This window comes from Cupriavidus sp. 01L43 (genome assembly GCF_056399925.1).
Genome location: NZ_JBFTSH010000016.1, coordinates 1 through 17,019 on the forward strand (window position 1 = coordinate 1; position 17,019 = coordinate 17,019).

The 17,019-nt window shown below is 68.1% G+C and carries 16 protein-coding genes; 8 read left to right on the forward strand and 8 right to left on the reverse strand.

The window, feature by feature from the left end; all coding sequences use genetic code 11:
* Positions 1 to 310: 310 nt before the first annotated feature.
* From AC1DP9_RS21975 to AC1DP9_RS21985, 3 genes are all read right to left on the reverse strand, one after another.
* A complete protein-coding gene (locus AC1DP9_RS21975) occupies positions 311 to 781 on the reverse strand; it encodes an MgtC/SapB family protein (protein WP_092298156.1) in 471 nt (156 codons plus the stop codon).
* Between the two features lie 102 nt (positions 782 to 883).
* Positions 884 to 1,579, reverse strand: coding sequence for a transglycosylase domain-containing protein (locus tag AC1DP9_RS21980; protein WP_092298159.1), 696 nt, complete (start codon positions 1,577 to 1,579; stop codon positions 884 to 886).
* A gap of 108 nt (positions 1,580 to 1,687) precedes the next feature.
* Positions 1,688 to 3,199 (reverse strand): DASS family sodium-coupled anion symporter, encoded by a 1,512-nt coding sequence (locus AC1DP9_RS21985; RefSeq protein ID WP_477108490.1) that lies wholly within the window; start codon positions 3,197 to 3,199, stop codon positions 1,688 to 1,690.
* A 290-nt stretch (positions 3,200 to 3,489) separates the two neighbouring features.
* Between AC1DP9_RS21985 and AC1DP9_RS21990 the strand changes: the two genes are divergently transcribed.
* Positions 3,490 to 4,251 (forward strand): tyrosine-protein phosphatase, encoded by a 762-nt coding sequence (locus AC1DP9_RS21990; protein ID WP_477108491.1) that lies wholly within the window; start codon positions 3,490 to 3,492, stop codon positions 4,249 to 4,251.
* Between the two features lie 18 nt (positions 4,252 to 4,269).
* On the opposite strand, the gene AC1DP9_RS21995 is transcribed toward AC1DP9_RS21990, so the two are convergent.
* Positions 4,270 to 5,493 carry an acetate/propionate family kinase gene (locus AC1DP9_RS21995; protein WP_477108492.1) on the reverse strand — a complete coding sequence of 408 codons (1,224 nt, stop codon included), beginning with the start codon at positions 5,491 to 5,493 and terminating at the stop codon, positions 4,270 to 4,272.
* A gap of 40 nt (positions 5,494 to 5,533) precedes the next feature.
* Positions 5,534 to 6,502, reverse strand: coding sequence for a phosphate acetyltransferase (locus tag AC1DP9_RS22000; protein ID WP_092298171.1), 969 nt, complete (start codon positions 6,500 to 6,502; stop codon positions 5,534 to 5,536).
* Positions 6,503 to 6,777: 275 nt separating this feature from the next.
* On the opposite strand from AC1DP9_RS22000, the gene AC1DP9_RS22005 reads away from it, so the two are divergent.
* The 4 genes from AC1DP9_RS22005 to AC1DP9_RS22020 all read left to right on the forward strand — a co-directional run bounded on the left by AC1DP9_RS22005 (position 6,778) and on the right by AC1DP9_RS22020 (position 11,020).
* Positions 6,778 to 9,066 carry a DUF3141 domain-containing protein gene (locus AC1DP9_RS22005; RefSeq protein WP_477108493.1) on the forward strand — a complete coding sequence of 763 codons (2,289 nt, stop codon included), beginning with the start codon at positions 6,778 to 6,780 and terminating at the stop codon, positions 9,064 to 9,066.
* Positions 9,067 to 9,079: 13 nt separating this feature from the next.
* Positions 9,080 to 9,859 carry an enoyl-ACP reductase FabI gene (fabI, locus tag AC1DP9_RS22010; protein ID WP_477108494.1) on the forward strand — a complete coding sequence of 260 codons (780 nt, stop codon included), beginning with the start codon at positions 9,080 to 9,082 and terminating at the stop codon, positions 9,857 to 9,859.
* Between the two features lie 39 nt (positions 9,860 to 9,898).
* Entirely contained in the window at positions 9,899 to 10,141 is a 243-nt protein-coding gene (locus AC1DP9_RS22015) for an RNA-binding protein (protein WP_092298180.1), read from the forward strand.
* Between the two features lie 72 nt (positions 10,142 to 10,213).
* Complete coding sequence (locus AC1DP9_RS22020) at positions 10,214 to 11,020, forward strand: TOBE domain-containing protein (RefSeq protein ID WP_441644509.1); 807 nt, start codon at positions 10,214 to 10,216, stop codon at positions 11,018 to 11,020.
* Here the strand turns inward: AC1DP9_RS22020 and AC1DP9_RS22025 are convergent, their stop codons facing one another.
* The 3 genes from AC1DP9_RS22025 to modA are packed head-to-tail and all read right to left on the reverse strand — an operon-like array spanning position 11,021 to position 13,262.
* Positions 11,021 to 11,746 (reverse strand): ATP-binding cassette domain-containing protein, encoded by a 726-nt coding sequence (locus tag AC1DP9_RS22025; protein WP_092298186.1) that lies wholly within the window; start codon positions 11,744 to 11,746, stop codon positions 11,021 to 11,023.
* Between the two features lie 13 nt (positions 11,747 to 11,759).
* Positions 11,760 to 12,476, reverse strand: a complete 717-nt coding sequence (modB, locus tag AC1DP9_RS22030; RefSeq protein WP_441591826.1) for a molybdate ABC transporter permease subunit — start codon at positions 12,474 to 12,476, stop codon at positions 11,760 to 11,762.
* A gap of 27 nt (positions 12,477 to 12,503) precedes the next feature.
* A complete protein-coding gene (gene modA / locus AC1DP9_RS22035) occupies positions 12,504 to 13,262 on the reverse strand; it encodes a molybdate ABC transporter substrate-binding protein (protein WP_477108495.1) in 759 nt (252 codons plus the stop codon).
* Positions 13,263 to 13,514: 252 nt separating this feature from the next.
* Here modA and AC1DP9_RS22040 point away from each other — a divergent pair, with 252 nt between their 5' ends.
* The 3 genes from AC1DP9_RS22040 to AC1DP9_RS22050 are packed head-to-tail and all read left to right on the forward strand — an operon-like array spanning position 13,515 to position 17,011.
* Complete coding sequence (locus AC1DP9_RS22040; RefSeq protein ID WP_477108496.1) at positions 13,515 to 15,593, forward strand: bifunctional 2',3'-cyclic-nucleotide 2'-phosphodiesterase/3'-nucleotidase; 2,079 nt, start codon at positions 13,515 to 13,517, stop codon at positions 15,591 to 15,593.
* A complete protein-coding gene (locus AC1DP9_RS22045) occupies positions 15,593 to 16,402 on the forward strand; it encodes a tetratricopeptide repeat protein (protein ID WP_477108497.1) in 810 nt (269 codons plus the stop codon). Before AC1DP9_RS22040 ends, AC1DP9_RS22045 begins: the two co-directional genes overlap by 1 nt.
* 57 nt (positions 16,403 to 16,459) lie before the next feature.
* Positions 16,460 to 17,011 carry a nucleoside 2-deoxyribosyltransferase gene (locus AC1DP9_RS22050; RefSeq protein WP_477108498.1) on the forward strand — a complete coding sequence of 184 codons (552 nt, stop codon included), beginning with the start codon at positions 16,460 to 16,462 and terminating at the stop codon, positions 17,009 to 17,011.
* Positions 17,012 to 17,019 lie beyond the last annotated feature (8 nt).

The window sequence follows — 17,019 nt, forward strand, 5'->3', positions numbered from 1 at the left end:
ACCGCCAGGAAATAGGCCTGACGCCCGGTCAGCCCCTCGTCCAGCGCGCCGCCGTAAGCCTTCAGTTCTTCCCCAAGATCCGCCATGCCTTTGCGCTCCGTTGTCAGCCTGATAAAGCCTGCTGCAAGGACAACGCGTCGTGCGACGCGTGCCTTGCGCGCCGCACGATAAACGGATTCTCAGGGGGTGGAAATGCTTTGGCTGGGGTAACTCAGAGGCGTTTGATCAAGGCTCAATCGCCATGCAGATTCAGGGTTCTTCTATATCTCTAGCCCGCCGTGCATGCTAGCGGGCGCGAAAGATCATCGTGCTACTTCTTGAGCCGATAGAGCACCTGCAGGATCACGAGCCCGAACAGCGTGCCGACCACGGCCGTGCTTTCGCGGCCGAGGCCGCAAGCCACGCCGATGGCGGCCACGGTCCAGATGCTGGCGGCCGTAGTCAGGCCCTGGATGTTTTCCTCGCTGTTGAGCTTGATGATGGCGCCCGCGCCCAGGAAGCCGATGCCGGACGCCACGCCCTGAAGCACGCGGCTCATGTCCGCGACCTCCATGCCTGCCATCAGCGGCACGAGCACGAACAGCGCCGATCCCAGCGCCACGAGCATGTGCGTGCGCAAGCCGGCGGCCTTGCCGGCCGCTTCCCGCTCGAACCCGATCAGCCCGCCCAGCACGATCGCGAGCGTGAGCCGCGTGAGAATGCGGGTCAGTTCCGCGACATCGGGGATATCGGCAAATTCCGAACGCAGCGTGCTGTAGACCTCTCCCCAGATACCATCCATGGCAGGCTCTCCGTGATCGTCTTGCGGGGAGGCTAGCATGCAGGGCGCTGCGCGCGCAGTCGGGCGCCGGCTGACAGCGGAAGTGCCGAGGTCAGCCCAAATTCAGCGCAGGCGCAGCGGCTCGAGCAGCGCGGCGTCGTACTGGGCGCGCGATATACGGCCCAGTTCCATCATCCGTAGCAGGATATAGGTCTGCCGCTGGCGCGCCCGGCGCGGGTTGACCACGGGATTGTTGGCCGATGGCGCCTTGGGCAGGCCGGCCAGCATCGCGCATTCGGCCAGCGAGAGCTGGGCCACGGGCTTGGCGAAGTAGGTCTGGGCGGCCTCGTCGAAGCCATAGGCGCCCTGGCCCAGGTAGATCTTGTTCAGATAGATCTCAAGGATCTCGTCCTTGGTCAGCGCGCGCTCGATGCGGTAGGCCATCAGCACTTCGTAGAGCTTGCGCGTGTAGGTCTTCTGGCGCGACAGGAAGAAGTTGCGCGCCACCTGCATGGTGATGGTGGACGCGCCTTGGGAGAGGTCGTCCGACAGATTGGCGATGCCGGCCCGCATCACGCCGACGTAGTCCACGCCGTCATGGAGATAGAATCGGTCATCCTCGATGGCCACCACCGCCTCGCGCAGCGCCGGCGGGAACTGGCGTAGCTCGACATAGTCCGGCGTCTTGCGGAACGCGGTCAGGGAGTCGAGCGACGGTAGCTGGCGGTCGGCCACCAGTACGGCGAAGGCGATGAGCAACGCACCGCCGAGTACGGCGAGCAGGACGAGTTTGACGAAGGCGGACCAGAGGCGTTGCATGGCGCATATTTTGCCATGGGTCCGATGACGATTCGGAAATTGCCGATCGCCCGCCTTAATTCGAGCACGGGTTTCGTGATGGGGGCGTCTTGTTGGCGGGGACGGCGGTCAGACCCAGCCGAGCCAGCGCCAGTACGTGGCCGCGAACAGCAGCATCAGGCCATAGCCGATGATCGTCAGCGGAATGCCCACGCGGGCGAACTGTCGGCCGTTGAAGGTGTCCGTGCCGAGGCAGACCATGTTCTGCGGCGCGTTGATCGGCAGGATGAAGCCGAAGCTGACCGTGAAGCCGAGCAGCATGGTCATGCCGACCTTGTTGATGTCGCCCGGCAGCGTCTGGAGCACCGAGATCAGGATGGGCAGCAGCGCGGCGGTCAGCGCGGTGGCGCTGGCGAACCCCAGATGGATCAGGATCAGGAACGCGGACAGCACCGCGAAGACCATCAGCACGCCATGGTCGGCAAGGCCGGAATGCGTGACCACGAACTTGCCGAGCCACTGGCCGGCCTGCGTGGTCAGCAGCGCGGTGCCAAGGCTGATGCCGACGCCGAATACGATCAGCGTGCCCCACGGCGTGCGCGCCTGCATGGTCTTCCAGTCCATCACGCCAAAGCGCGGCAGCATCAGGATTACCAGGCCGACGAAGGTGATCGTCGCGGTGTCGAAGCTGTGCAGCTTGCCCTCGGTCGCCCAGAACACCAGCAGGCCGATGGCGACGGCGGCGAGACGCTTCTGCGGGCCGGTCATCGGCCCGAGCGCGGCCAGTTCGCGCTGCACGGCTTCCTTACCGCCGGCAATCGCATCGGTTTCGGGCGGCAGCAGCCAGCGCACGAGGAAATAGAGCACCGCCGACATGACGAGCGCCCACGGCGCGCCGGCGATCAGCCATTGCAGCCAGGTCACGCGCTCCCCGAGCAGCTTGTCCATGAAGCCGGCGGTCAGCAGGTTCTGCGCGGCGGCGGTCTGGATGCCGACGTTCCACACGCTGGTGGCCATCGCCACCATGATCATGATGCCGGCGGCGGTATTGGACTTTTTGTCCACGCCGAACGCGGCAATCACGCCCATCATGATCGGCACCGTGCAGGCGCTGCGCGCGGTGGCGCTGGGTACGACCAGGCTGAGGATGATCGTGACCGCGATGGTGCCGATGAGGATGCGGCGCGTGCTGGTGCCGATGGCGGAGAGCGTGACCAGCGCGATGCGCCGGTCGAGCCCCGTCACGGTCATCGCGGCCGAGATGAACAGCGCGGCCGCCACCAGCGCGAGCGCCGTGTTCGAGAAGCCGGCCAGCGCCATGCCCAGCGCGCGCGAGGTGCCGTAGTTGACCGTGGGATCGGCCACCGTCGGCGCGAAGCCGATCAGGCCCGCCATCAGCGAGGTGATCATGATCGCGCTGGTCTCGTAGGTCACCGCCTCGGTGATCCACACGACCACGGCGAAGGCGAGGATGGCGAGCATGCGCTGCCCGGCGATGGGAAGCCCTTCGGGCGTAGGTATCAGGAGTACCGCGGCGAGCACGGCGAGGGCGAGGTACAAGCCCCAGTGGAGGGTCACCTTGGGGGTGACGGGCGCCGACATGGCGGCGGCGGGTGCAGCAGAGATATGCGGGTCAGGCATCTTGACTTCCTAAGTGGATGAGCCTGTCGACGCGGTCGTCACGCAGGGTCGCCGCGGTCGACCCACGCATTATGAGAAGCGTGCCTGCCCATGCCAAGGCACCGCGTCAGCGCGATTTGTCCAGGATCAAGCCTCTGCAAGATCAGGCATCGGGGGCGACACACGGTGCGTCACGGCGGCGCAACGGATTGCGGACATTGGGCGATTCCCGATGGCGCCGCGTGTCCTCGATCTGAAATAATTGGGGACGATGTTGAAAACCCTTCGATCACCCTTAACCGGACACCGACATGGTGACTCACGCAACACACATCCGTCCGTGCCTGCCGCTGGAGACCATCAGCAACGCACGTGACCTCGGTGGCCTCGTCGGCGCGCATGGGCGCCGCGTGCGTCACGGCAAGCTCTTTCGCAGCGGCAATCCTGCGCTGGCCAGCGTGGCGGACCTGGATCGCCTGCATGCGCTGGGCCTCGACATGGTCATCGACTTCCGCTCGACTGGCGAGAAGTCCCCACAGGAGGCCGCCTTCGGTGAGCGCTTCCGCTGGATTCCCGTGCCGGTGCTGGAGGGCAGCATGGCGATGGACGTGCTGATGCCGCGTCTGCGTGACAGCACGCCGGCGCAGGTCCATGCCTTCATGGTCGATGTCTACCGCGATTTCCCGGTGCGCTATCGCGACGCGTTCGGTGGCTTCCTGCGCAATGCGGAGACAGGCGGCACGCTGTACTACCACTGCACTGCCGGCAAGGACCGCACCGGCTTTGCGTCGCTGCTGCTGCTGTCCGCGCTTGGCGTGGCGCGGGACGACATCGTCGCCAACTACCTCGAGTCCAACCACTGGAACCGCCGCTTCAACGAGGCGATCCTCGCGCGGACCGAGGCGCTGGGCGTGCCGCCCGACGTCATCATGCCGTTGCTCGAGGTGCGGCCGGAATACCTGGAGGCGTCGATCGCCGCCATCGAGCAGGCGCACGGCGGCCTGGAGGCCTATCTGGCCGATGGGCTTCGCGTCGATATCGACCGCCTGCGCGGCCACTATCTCGAAGCCTGAGCCCGGCCGCCGCCGCTACTACAGTCCGCCGCGCTCGCGCAGGATGCGCGCGGTGGAGAGCGCAATCATGCCTTCCTCGTCGGTCGGCAGCACCAGCACGGGCACGCGGCTGTCGTCGCGGCTCACGCGCTGGGTGTTGGCGGCATTGGCCTGCTCGTCAAGGCGGACGCCGAACAGCCCGTCGAGGTAGGCGCAGATGCGCGCACGCACCTCGGCGGAGTTCGCACCGATGCCTGCCGTGAACACCAGCGTATCGAGCCCGCCCAGCGTGACGGCCAGCTTGCCGATCTCCTGCGCGGCGCGATAGGCGTAGAAGTTCACCGCCAGCACCGCACGCGGCTCGTTGCTGGCCAGCAGCACGCGCATGTCGCTGCTGATGCCGGAAATCCCCTTGAGCCCCGACTGGCCGTACAGCATGGCCTGGATCGCATCGGCTTCCATGCCTTGCGCGGCGAGCCACAGCACCGCGCCCGGATCGATATTGCCGCAGCGCGTGCCCATCGGCATGCCATCCAGCGCGGTCAGTCCCATTGTCGATTCCACACTCCGGCCCTCGCGCATCGCGCAGAGGCTGGCGCCGTTGCCGAGATGCGCCACGATGACACGGCCCTCGGCCAGATCCGGCGCCACCTGCCGCAGCCGTCGCGCGATATACGCATAAGACAGCCCGTGGAAGCCATAGCGGCGGATGCCGCGCTCGTAGTACTCGTACGGCAGCGCCATCAACTGCGCGAGCGGGTCGTGGCCGGCGTGAAAGGCGGTGTCGAAGCAGGCCACCTGCAGCAGCTCCGGCACGGCGGCGCGCACCGCACGGATCGCGGTCAGGTTATGCGGCTGGTGGAGCGGGGCGAGCGGGACGAGGGCCTCCAGCCGCTCGATCACGTTGTCGTCGATCGCCACCGCATCGGCGAAGTCTGCGCCGCCATGCACCACGCGATGGCCGACCGCCACCGGTGGCGTATCGCGCAGGCCCACGCTCAGCGTCAGCCGAATCAGGCGGAAGGCGGCATCGTGGTCGGCCACCTGCTCCACGGGAAACTGCTCATCGGCCACGACGCGGCCATCGGCCATGCGCGCGGTCAGGCGCGGCGCCACGCCGATGCCCTCGATCTGCCCGTGCGCGGCCAGTTCGGGCTGGATATCGACATTGTGATGCGCCGACTCGGGCACCACGTAGATGGAAACCTTCACGCTCGATGACCCGGCGTTGACAACGAGGATCACGGGATGGACGGTACTCAAGATGATTCTCCTGGCGACTGTCTTGGCGCTGGCATCGCGCTCAGGCGGGCACGGCGGCGGCGGTGCGGCGCGCGTGCGCAAGCAGCACGGCGATGGCGCAACTGCCGATGCGCGCGCGCACGCTGTCGGCACGGCTCGTCAGGATGATCGGCACCCGTGCGCCCAGCACGATGCCGGCGGCCTCGGCGCCGGCCAGGAAGGTGAGCTGCTTGGCGAGCATGTTGCCGGCCTCGAGGTCCGGCACGAGCAGGATGTCGGGGTCGCCGGCCACCTCGGAGTGGATGCCCTTGGTGTCCGCTGCGGCCTTGCTGATCGCGTTGTCGAAGGCCAGCGGGCCGTCGAGGATGCCGCCTTCGATCTGGCCGCGCCGGCTCATCATGCAGAGCGCCGCCGCGTCGATGGTCGACGGAATCTTGTCGGTGACGGTTTCCACGGCGGAGAGGATCGCCACCTTGGGCGTCTCGATGCCGAGCACGCGCACCAGGTCGATGGCGTTGCGGACGATGTCGGCCTTCTCGTTCAGCGTGGGGAAAATGTTGACCGCCGCGTCGGTGATGAACAGCGGCTTGTGATAGGTGGGCACGTCCATCGCAAACACGTGCGAGAGACGCCGGCCCGTGCGCAGGCCGCTCGCCGAACTGGCCACCGCGTGCATCAGCTCGTCGCTGTGCAGGCTGCCCTTCATCAGCAGTTCGGCCTCGCCGGCACGCACCGCTTCCACGGCACGCGCGGCGGCGGCGTGGCTGTGCGGGACGTCGAGGATGCGGGTGCCTTCCAGCGACAGCCCGTGTTCCGCCGCGACATGGCGGATGCGGACTTCGGGGCCGACCAGCAGCGGCACGATCAGGCCGAGCCGAGCCGCCTCGAGCGCGCCATCGAGCGAACTGTAGTCGCACGGATGGGCCACGGCGGTGGGAATCGGCGGCAGGCCCGCGCAGCGCGCGAGCAGCATGGCGTACTTGTCGCCGGTGGGCGGCAACGCGGACGGGTCCAACGTAGGTGTGAGCATGGGCAGCGTTCCCTGGAACCAAAATTCTGGAGTCGGGCAGGCATCCCCCGGGGGCCAAGGATGCTGCATTGCGCAAACGGCATCTGCGAGTATAGGTCGGGCGACGATGACACGCCAGCGTCATATCCGGCGCGGAAATTGCACGAATCTGCGCCATCGGTTGTCTTCGTCCGCCGAGGCTGGTAGATTTTTACTTGCTGCATCGCAACAGGCGCCTAGTACGCCGCTGCGACCCGTCTGACCACCTCCACACCTTCCCAGAGGGGAGAATCGGAATGAATGCACGCCAACCCGCCGGGAGCGGTCCCGCTCCCGCGCAAGATGAATCCGCATCGCCTCCGCCGTTCCCAGATCTCTCGGCAATCTCCGCTTACGCTGCCCATCCCCTGGCCCAGGCCGCCTGGGAGTATGGCGTCGACGCCTGGCAGCGCAGCATCCTCTTCCTCGACATCCTGCGCCGGCGCGGCAACGAGACGGCCGAGCACGAGCGCGGTGGCATGCCGCCCGTGCTGGTGTTCGAACATGAATTGCTGATGGACGGGCGCACGATGCCCAAGCCCGTCAATTACGCGCTGCTGCGCATCGTCCCGCCGGAGGCCAATCCGACCGATCCCGACAAGCGCCCCTTCGTGGTGATGGACCCGCGCGCGGGCCATGGCCCCGGCATCGGCGGCTTCAAGGCCGACAGTGAAATCGGCAACGCCATCCGTGGCGGCCATCCGTGCTACTTCATCACCTTCTTCCGCGATCCCTGCCCGGGGCAGACCATCGAGGACGTGGCGCGGCTCGAAGCCACCTTCCTGCTAGCGGTGGCCGAGCGCCATCCGAACGCGCCGGGCAAGCCGTTCGTGGTCGGTAACTGCCAGGCCGGCTGGGCGCTGCTGATCCTGGCCGCCGCCGCGCCCGACGTGACCGGCCCGATCCTGCTGGCCGGCGCGCCCGTGGCGTACTGGGCCGGCGTGCGCGGCAAGAATCCGATGCGCTACAGCGGCGGCCTGCTCGGCGGCTCGTGGCTCTCCTCGCTGGCTGCCGACATGGGCAACGGCCGCTTCGACGGCGCGTGGCTGGTGCAGAACTTCGAGAAGCTCAACCCGGCCAACGCGCTCTGGGAAAAGCTCTACAACGTCTACGCCAAGGCCGATACGGAAGGCCCGCGCTTCCTTGAGTTCGAGCGCTGGTGGGGCGGCCACTTCCTGATGAACCGCGAGGAGATCGACTGGATCGTCCAGAACCTGTTCGTCGGCAACCACTTGACCGCCGGTGAGATCCACAGCGCCGATGGCGAGACCGTGATCGACCTGCGCAACGTGCGCTCGCCCGTGATCGTATTCGCGTCCTGGGGCGACAACATCACGCCGCCCCAGCAGGCGCTGAACTGGATCCCCGATCTCTACGCCAACGTGGACGAGATCGTGGCCAACCAGCAGACCATCGTCTACTGCCTGCATCCGTCGATTGGCCACCTCGGCATCTTCGTCTCGGCCAGCGTGGCCAACCGCGAGCACACCGAGCTGTTCTGCGCGCTCGACCTGATCGACGTGCTGCCGCCCGGTCTCTATGAAGCGAAGATCGAGGACGTGGCGCCGGGGACCTCGCATCGCGACCTGATCGAAGGCCGCTACCTGGTCCGCTTCGAGCGCCGCACCATCGACGATATCCTCGCGCTCGACGATGGTCGAGACGACGAGCGCCCGTTCGAGGTGGTGCGCCGCGTGGCCGAGATCAACCAGCATCTGTACGACACCTATGCGTCGCCGTTCGTCCGCGCCGCCGCCACCGAAGTCACTGCCGAGGCGATCCGCGAGACCCATCCCTCGCGCATGGAGCGCAAGCTCGCCAGCGACACCAATCCGCTGATGGCCTGGGTCGGCGCGCTGGCGCCGATGGTGCGCGAGCATCGCCAGCCGGTTTCGGCCGACAACCCGTTCATCGCGATGCAGACGGCGATGTCCGACCAGATCGTCACGATGCTGAACCAGTACCGCGACGTGCGCGATGCCTGGCAGGAGCAGTGGTTCGAATCGCTCTACGCCACGCCGTGGCTGCCGGCGATGCTCGGCATGGAGACCACGGCGCGGCGCGCGGAGTCGCCGGCCATCCACGCGCTGCGCGCGGAGGTGGCCGAACTGCGCAAGCGCGAGGCGCTGGCGCACGTGGGCGAGGGCACCGCGCTCGACGCCTTCACGCGCATCCTGGCCTACGTGACGGAGGGCAAGTCCGCCATCGAGGAGCGGCCGTTCAACCTGCTGCGCAAGCTCGCGCGCGAGAACCCGCCGGAGAAGCGCGTGACGCTGGCGCAGTTCAAGGACGCGGTCTGGCGCCAGAGCTATGTGGTGAGCCTCGATGCCGCCGCGGCGCTGCAGGCGCTGCCGGCGCTGGTGCCGGACATGAAGGAGCGGCGCCGCGTGATGGTGCTCGCGCATCGTGTGCTGACCGTGGGCGGGCCGCTCGATGAGGACTGGCTGGCGCGCTATCGCCAGGTGGCCGCCGTGCTCGGCGCGGACCACAGCAGCCCGGCCACGCGCGACGCCGAGGCCGGTGCGGCCACCGATTCTGCCACCTGAGGAGGGCCGCGCCATGGTGCAGGTACCCAATCCGCCGCTGGCCGGCGCCCGTGTGCTGGTGGTGGGCGTGGCCAATGAAGACTCGATCGCCTGGGGCTGCGCGCGCGCGTTCCGCGAGCTGGGCGCCGAGATCGCCATGACTTACCTCAACGACAAGGCGCATCCGCACGTGGCGCCGCTGGCGGCACAGGTCGCCGCCCCAATCTTCATGCCGCTGAACGTGGAGGACGAGACGCAGATGACTGCGCTGTTCGCGCGCATCGCCGAGGACTGGGGCCGGCTGGACGCCGTGGTGCATTCGGTGGCCTTCGCACCGAAGGCGGACCTCCAGGGCGGGCTGCTCAATTCGTCCGCCGACGGCTTCGCCCGGGCCATGGATGTCTCGTGCCACTCGTTCATCCGCATGGCGCGCCGCGCGGTGCCGCTGATGACCGAAGGCGGCACGCTGTTCGCGATGAGCTACGACGGCGCCAACCGCGTGGTGCCGAACTACAACCTGATGGGGCCGGTGAAGGCCGCGCTCGAGGCCAGCTGCCGCTACCTCGCGCACGAGTTGGGGCCGCAGGGCATCCGCGTGCACGCGATCTCGCCGGGGCCGCTGAAGACGCGCGCGGCTTCGGGGCTCAAGGACTTCGACCTGCTGCTCGCGGAGGCCGCCGGCCGCGCGCCGCTTGGTGAACTGGTCGACATCATGGACGTGGGCTTCGCCACGGCCTACCTGGCGACGCCCTACGCGCGCCGGCTGTCCGGCAACACGGTCTACGTGGACGGTGGCGTGCACATCATGGCGTAGCGCGGCGGCGCAAGACTTTGGTAACCAGGAGAGGCTGTAATGCAGGTACTGATCCGTGGGCTGCATCGGGATGTGACCGAGGACATGCTGCGGGACAAGCTCAAGGGCTACGCGCCCGTGAACTCGGTGGAACTGGTGCGCGATGGCGATCCCAATCACCCGTGGGCCTGGGTGGACCTGGCGGTGGACCCGTTCACCGCATGGCGCCTGCTGCGCCAGCTGGACAAGCAATACTTCGCCGGCAGCGTGATGCGCTGGTACATCCCGGCGCACCAGAGCTGACGGGGCGGGGAGGTCGCCGGGGGCACCGCTTCGCAGTACCATAGCCGCACCTCGGCAACCGTACACCTCCACATGCTAGAACTCCAAGGCGCCATCTGGTTTCGCGCCGGCACGCAGGACTGGGGCGGACGCGACCGCATCGCGCTGCTGGCCGCCATTGGCGAGCGTGGCTCGATCACCGCCGCCGCGCGCGCGGTGGGCATCAGCTACAAGGCCGCGTGGGACGCCATCGACGCTATGAACAACAGCGCCGGCGAGCCGCTGGTCTCGCGCGCCGCGGGCGGCAAGGGCGGCGGCGGCACGCGGCTGACCGAACGCGCCGAGCGGCTGATCCGCACCTACCGGGCGATGGAAACCGAGCACGCCCGCTTCGTCGCCTATCTCGACAAGCTGGGCGGGGCGATTTCCGACGCCAATCCCGATGACATCCACCTGATGAGGCGCCTCATGATCCAGACCAGTGCCCGCAACAAGCTGTTCGGCCGCGTGGCCGCCGTGCGCAGTGGCGCAGTCAATGACGAAGTCACGCTGACGCTCTCGGGCGGCCAGCAGGTAGTGTCGACGATTACCCACGAGAGCGTCGAGACGCTGGGCCTGGCGCCCGGCGCCGAGGCGTTCGCGCTGGTCAAGGCGTCGTCGGTGCTGATCGGGCTGCCCGATCCGGGCATGCGGCTGTCCGCCCGCAACCAGTTGCCGGGCGTGGTGGCCCGCGTGGTGCCGGGCGCCGTCAATGCCGAGATCGTGCTCGACCTCGACGGCGGCGGCACCGTGGCGGCCATCATCACCAATGGGTCGCTGGCGGATCTGGGGCTGAAAGAGGGTGTCCGCGCCCTGGCGATCTTCAAGGCCTCCAGCGTGATCCTTGGGACGATGGCCTGACTAGATGGCGTGCGCGGGCTGCTGCGGAGCGTAGACCGGCGGATGCTGCCTGCCGCGCCCGCCGCCGTGGATGCGGCCGTCGCGGATCTCCAGCACGTGGTCGCCCAGTATTTCCACGTCCTTCGGGTCGTGCGAGATGACGACCATCGGCACGTCCAGGCTCTCCTGCAGCGCGCGCAGCTCGGCGCGCATCCGCGTGCGCAGCGCAGGGTCCAGGGCCGAGAACGGCTCGTCCAGCAGGACGATGTCCGGCTGCGCCACCAGCGCGCGTGCCAGCGCCACGCGCTGCTTCTGTCCCCCTGAAATCTGGATCGGATACTGGTTGACGATCTCGCGCAGCCCGAAGGCATCCACCCAGCGCGCAGCCTCGGGCGGCAGCGCGCGGCGCGCCGGGTTGCGCCAGCCCTGGCTGAGCCCGAAGGCGATGTTCTGCGCCACGGTCAGGTGCGGGAACAGCGCGTAGTCCTGGAACAGGTAGGCCACGCGGCGCTCCTGCGGGCGCACGTCCACGCCGGTCTCGCTGTCGAACAACACGCGGCCGTTCAGGACGATGCGGCCGCTGTCGGGCGCCAGCAGCCCGGCAATCGCGCGTAGCGTCAGGCTCTTGCCGGCGCCGGACGGGCCGAACATGGCGATGCGCCGGCTGTCGGAATCGAAGTCGATGTCGAGCGCGAACTGGCGGTCAGCCGTGACAATGCGCTTGCGGATGGTGACGTGCATGCTCATGGCGATCTCACCGTCAGCGCGTGGCCGGGCCGCGCCGGAAGCGGCGCCGCTCGTAACTATCGCCAAGACCACGCGCGGCCGGCGGCACGAGCCGGCCGGCAATCACCAGCAGCACCACGCAGGTGACCGACGTCACCAGCACCAGCAGGTTGGCGGTGTTGTCATCGCCAGCCTGCACCGCCTCGTAGATGGCCACGGACAGCGTCTGGGTGCGGCCCGGCAGGTTGCCGGCGATCATCAGCGTGGCGCCGAACTCGCCCAGCGCGCGCGCGAAGGCCAGCAGCACGCCGGCCACGATGCCGCGCAGCGCCAGCGGCAGCGTCACCCGGAAGAAGATCCCGGTCTCGGACACGCCCAGCACCCGGGCGGCGTTCTCAAGCTGGTGATCCACGCCCTCGAAGGCAGCCCGCGCGGACTTCAGCACCAGCGGGAACGCCACCACCGTGGAGGCCAGCACCGCGCCTTGCCACGTGAAGACCAGCGTGATGCCGATCGATTCGAGCCAGGCGCCGAACACGCCGCGCCGGCCCACCAGCACCAGCAGGTAGTAGCCGAGCACGGTGGGCGGCAGCACCAGCGGCAGGGTCAGGATCGCATCGACGACATCCCGCGCCGACGAGCGCCAGCGCGCGATGCCATACGCCGCCGCCACGCCCAGCACGGCGTTGAGCAGCGTCGCCCATCCCGCCACCTTGAGCGAGAGCAGGAGCGGGGTCCAGATGCCATCCATGACGATGCGGAGATCCTGAAAAGGGGGTTACGGCTTCTGGAAGCCGTACTTCGCCAGCACGGCCTGGCCGTCCGGCGACAGCACGTACTGCACGAAGCTGGCGGCCTGCGTCGGCTGCTTGGTCTGCGTGGTGATGGCGATGGGGTAGGTCACCGGCGTGCGGTTCGGCACGCGTACGGCCACCTTCACCTTGTCCGGCATGATGGCCGCGTCGGTGGCGAACACGAAGCCGGCGTCGACCTCGCCGCGCGCCACGTAGTCCAGGCTCTGGCGCACGTTCTGCGCCGGCACGCCCTTGGCGGAGACGGCTTCCCAGAGGTTTTCGGCCTCCAGCGCGCCCTTGGTATAGCGGCCCACCGGCACCGACGACGGGTTGCCATAGGCCACGCGCTTCACATCCGCCCGGGTCAGGTCGCGCAGCGCGCCAATGCCGAGCTTGCTGTCGGTCGGCACGATCAGCACCACCTGGTTGGCGGCGAAATCCTTGCGCGAGGCCGGCTGGATCACCCTCTCGGCCTCGGCCTTGTTCATCGCGTCCTGGTCGGCGGAGGCGAACACGTCCGCCGGCGCGCCGCGCACGATCTGCTGCATCAACACGTCCGAGGCGCCGAAGTTCAGCACGACCTTGGTGTCGGGATGCACCTTCTCATACTGCTCGGCCAGCGTCTTGAACGCATTGGTCAGGCTGGCGGCGGCCGAGACCACGAGGTCGGCGGCAAACGCGGAGGGCGCGGCGCCAAAGGTCAGGGCGGCGGCGAAAACGGTGCGGCGGAGAAAGGGAGTCATATGAGAGGGGTAGGTCGCCTGGACGTCACAGGCGCAATATAAGTTGCTATATAGCGCTGCGTCAATCCGCCGGGGCGTATAGCCATCTTCAGCCGGATCGAATAGTCCTGTCGGGCAATATGTGTTGTAAACGACACAAAATGACACAAGGCGGCCCATCCCGCGACTGTCACAGCGTTGACGCCTTGGCTCACCAAAATCCCCAGCGCACAGCAGCACAACAAAAAACACGCAAAAAGGGAATCCGAGACCATGTCACACCGCATCTCCCGTCTGCAGTCCGCCACCCTCGCGGCGCTCCTGGCCGGCACGGTGGCCATCGTGGCCGCGTGCGGCTCCGACGACAGCCCCACCAACAACAATGGCGGCAATGGCGGGACGCCGGCGGCCACGGTGCCGGCCGGCACCAAGGCCACACTGGCGCTGCTGGAAACCACCGACCTGCACACCAACGTCCGTAGCTACGACTACTTCAAGCTGGCCGATGACCCGTCGCTCGGCTTCGAGCGCGTGGCCACGCTGATCAAGGCCGCCCGCCAGGAATTCCCGAACAGCCTGTTGCTGGACAACGGCGACACCATCCAGGGCACCGCGCTGTCCGACTACCAGGCGCTGGTGAAGCCGGTGGCCTGCAGCGAGACGCTGGCGATGTACAAGGTGATGAACGCCGCCGGCTACGACGGCGGCGGCATCGGCAACCATGAGTTCAACTACGGCCTGCCGTACCTGAGCCAGGTCACGGGCAGCCGTTTCAATGTCGATGGCCTGCCCGAGCCGGGCACGCAGACGGTCTGCGCCGGGCCGAAGTTCCCGCAGGTGCTGGCGAACGTCTACAGCGTGAAGACCCGCGCGCCGCTGTTCCAGCCCTACGCGATCCTGACCAAGACGGTCACCGCCACGGGCCCGGACGGCAAGCCGGTCACCGCGCCGCTCAAGGTCGGCATCATCGGCTTCGCGCCGCCGGCCATCCTGAGCTGGGACAAGCGCTGGCTCGACGGCAAGGTCTATACGGAAGGCGCGGTGGAAACCGCCCAGAAGTACATCCCCGAGATGCGCGCCAAGGGCGCCGACCTGATCGTGGTGATCTCCCACGGCGGGCTGGACAACTCGACCTATTCGCCGGACATGGAGAACGGCAGCTACCACCTGTCGAAGGTGGCGGGCGTGGACGCCATGCTGATCGGCCACTCGCACCAGATCTTCCCGGACGCCACCAGCACCGTGCCGCAGTTCAACCTGCCCGGCGTGGACAAGGTCAAGGGGACGGTCAACGGCGTGCCGACCGTGATGGCCAACTACTGGGGCAAGCACCTGGGCGTGATCAACCTCGCGCTGGCCTATGACGGCAGCAAGTGGTCGGTGGACCGCGCCGGCACCACGGTCCAGGCGCGCTCGATCCAGAACGCCGACAAGACCTATGTGGCGGCGGACGCCTCCGTGGCAGCCGCCATCGACACCGAGCACCAGGCCACCATCCAGTACGTGAAGACGCCGATCGGCGCCACGAACTACCGCATGTCGAGCTACTTTGCCGATGTGGGCGACCCCGGCGCGATCCAGATCGTCAACATGGCCCAGGCCCAGTACGTGAAGGACTACCTCACCGCCAACCAGCCCGCGCTGGCCAGCCTGCCGGTGCTGTCGGTCTCCGCGCCGTTCAAGAGCGGCTTCGGCGGCGGCAGCGACTACACCGACGTCTCCGCCGGCAATCTGGCGATCAACAACGCGGCCGACCTGTACCTGTATCCGAACACGGTCTACGCGGTGAAGGTGAATGGCGACGAGGTCAAGGCGTGGCTGGAGACGGCCGCCAAGCGCTTCAACCAGATCAACCCGGTGCTGGCCACGGACCAGCAGTTGATCAGCAGCTTCCCGGGCTACAACTTCGACATGTTCACTTCGGTGGACATGCAGTACGAGATCGACGTCACCCAGCCGGTGGGCAGCCGCATCAAGAACCTGACCTACCAGGGCGCGCCGGTCACGGCAGCGATGTCGTTCATCGTCGCCACCAATAACTACCGCGCCAGCGGTGGCGGCAACTTCCCGGGGCTGGATGGCACGAAGACCGTGTACGCCTCGCCGGACGCCAACCGCGACGTGCTGATCGCCTATATCAAGAACGCGGCGAATGTGACGCGTGCGGCGCACGGTAATGCCCGTAGCTGGCGCTTCACGCCAGTGACGACGGCCGGCAAGGTCGTGTTCAGCTCGGGCGTGGGCATGCTCCAGCAGGCGGTCGATGCGGGCCTGACCAACATCACGCTCGATAAGGCCGACGATGGCGCGAACAAGAACCTGTCGCAGTACAAGATCGATCTGAGCCTCTGATGACCGCCGCTACTGTCGCCGCCCCGTTTCCCCCATCCGTCCGGCGCCGCCGGGCCCATCCGCTGTTCGCCGCCGCGCTGGTGGCGGTGACGGTGGCCGCAGCCGGCGTGGCCGGTGCCGCCGCGTGGCGCCACCATGCCGAGGCGCGCCAGGCCGAACTGGCGCAGTGGCAGCGCATGGCCAGCATGGCCGCCGATGCCGACGCGCTGTCGCGGCTGGCTCGGGCGGCAGATGCGGGCGAGACCGCCGCCCGCGCCGCGCTGGGCGAGACGCTGCTGGCCCGCCCCGACGCGCTCTCGCGCGCCGATGGCGAGCGCTGGCTGCGCCTGGCTGCCGACAGCGGCAGCGTGCGCGCCCACTTCGTGCTCGGCAAGGCGTCGATGCTGGGGCAACTGTCGGTGCGCCAGCCGGACCTCCCGCGCGCCTGGACCCACCTCGAAGCCGCCGCCCGCGCCGGCGATGCAGGCGCCGCGTACTACCTGGGCCTGCTGTGCCGGGGCGGTTATGGCCGCGCGCCGGACGCCCCGGCAGCCGTGCGCTGGCTCACCGTGGCAGCCGAGGGCGGCGTGGCGCAGGCCATGTTCCTGCTGGCCAACGCCTACCGCGACGGGGAGGGCGTGCCGCGCGACGACGCCCGCGCCACGGACTGGTACGAAGCCGCCGCCGAGCGCGAGCATCCGGCGGCGCTCCAGGCCCTGGCCATGGCCTACCTCAACGGCGAACTGGGCCTGGCGCGCGACGACAAGGCGTACCGCCAGCACATGGCCGAGGCGGCGCACGCGCTGCGGCACCCGGCGCTGACCCCCTGAGGTGGCTGGCATCCGGTAAGCTGGCATCCCACGACGGATGCCCACACCTCACGCCCCATGAAATCGATCTATCTCGCCGGATTCGACGTTTTCCGCAAGGACGCGCTTGCCCACGGCGCGCACCTCAAGGCGCTGTGCGCCCAGCACGGCTACGAAGGGTTGTATCCGCTCGACAAGGCTGCGCCGGCCGGCCTCTCCGGCCCCGACACCGCGCAGTGGATCTATGAGGCCAATCTCGCGCTGATCCGCCGCGCGGACCTCGTCATGGCCAATCTCGATGACTTTCGCGGCCCGGGCGAGCCGGATAGCGGCACGGCGTTCGAAGTGGGTTTCGCGGTGGCGCTCCAGAAGCCGGTGTGGGCCTATTCGGCCGATGCCGGCACGCTGCTGGACCGCGTGCGCGTGGGCACCGATGCCGATGGCGAGGCGCTCGATGCGCGCGGCTACGTGGTGGAGGACTTCGGCCTGCCCAAGAACCTGATGCTGGCCTGCAGCGTGCGGCTGGTGGCTGGCGACGCCGAGGTCTGCCTGGCTGCGATGGGCGAGGCGGACCGGCGCCGCGCCGCACGCCGGGCGCAGGCGCTGGAAGCCGGCGGCCCGGAAGACTGACTAATAGA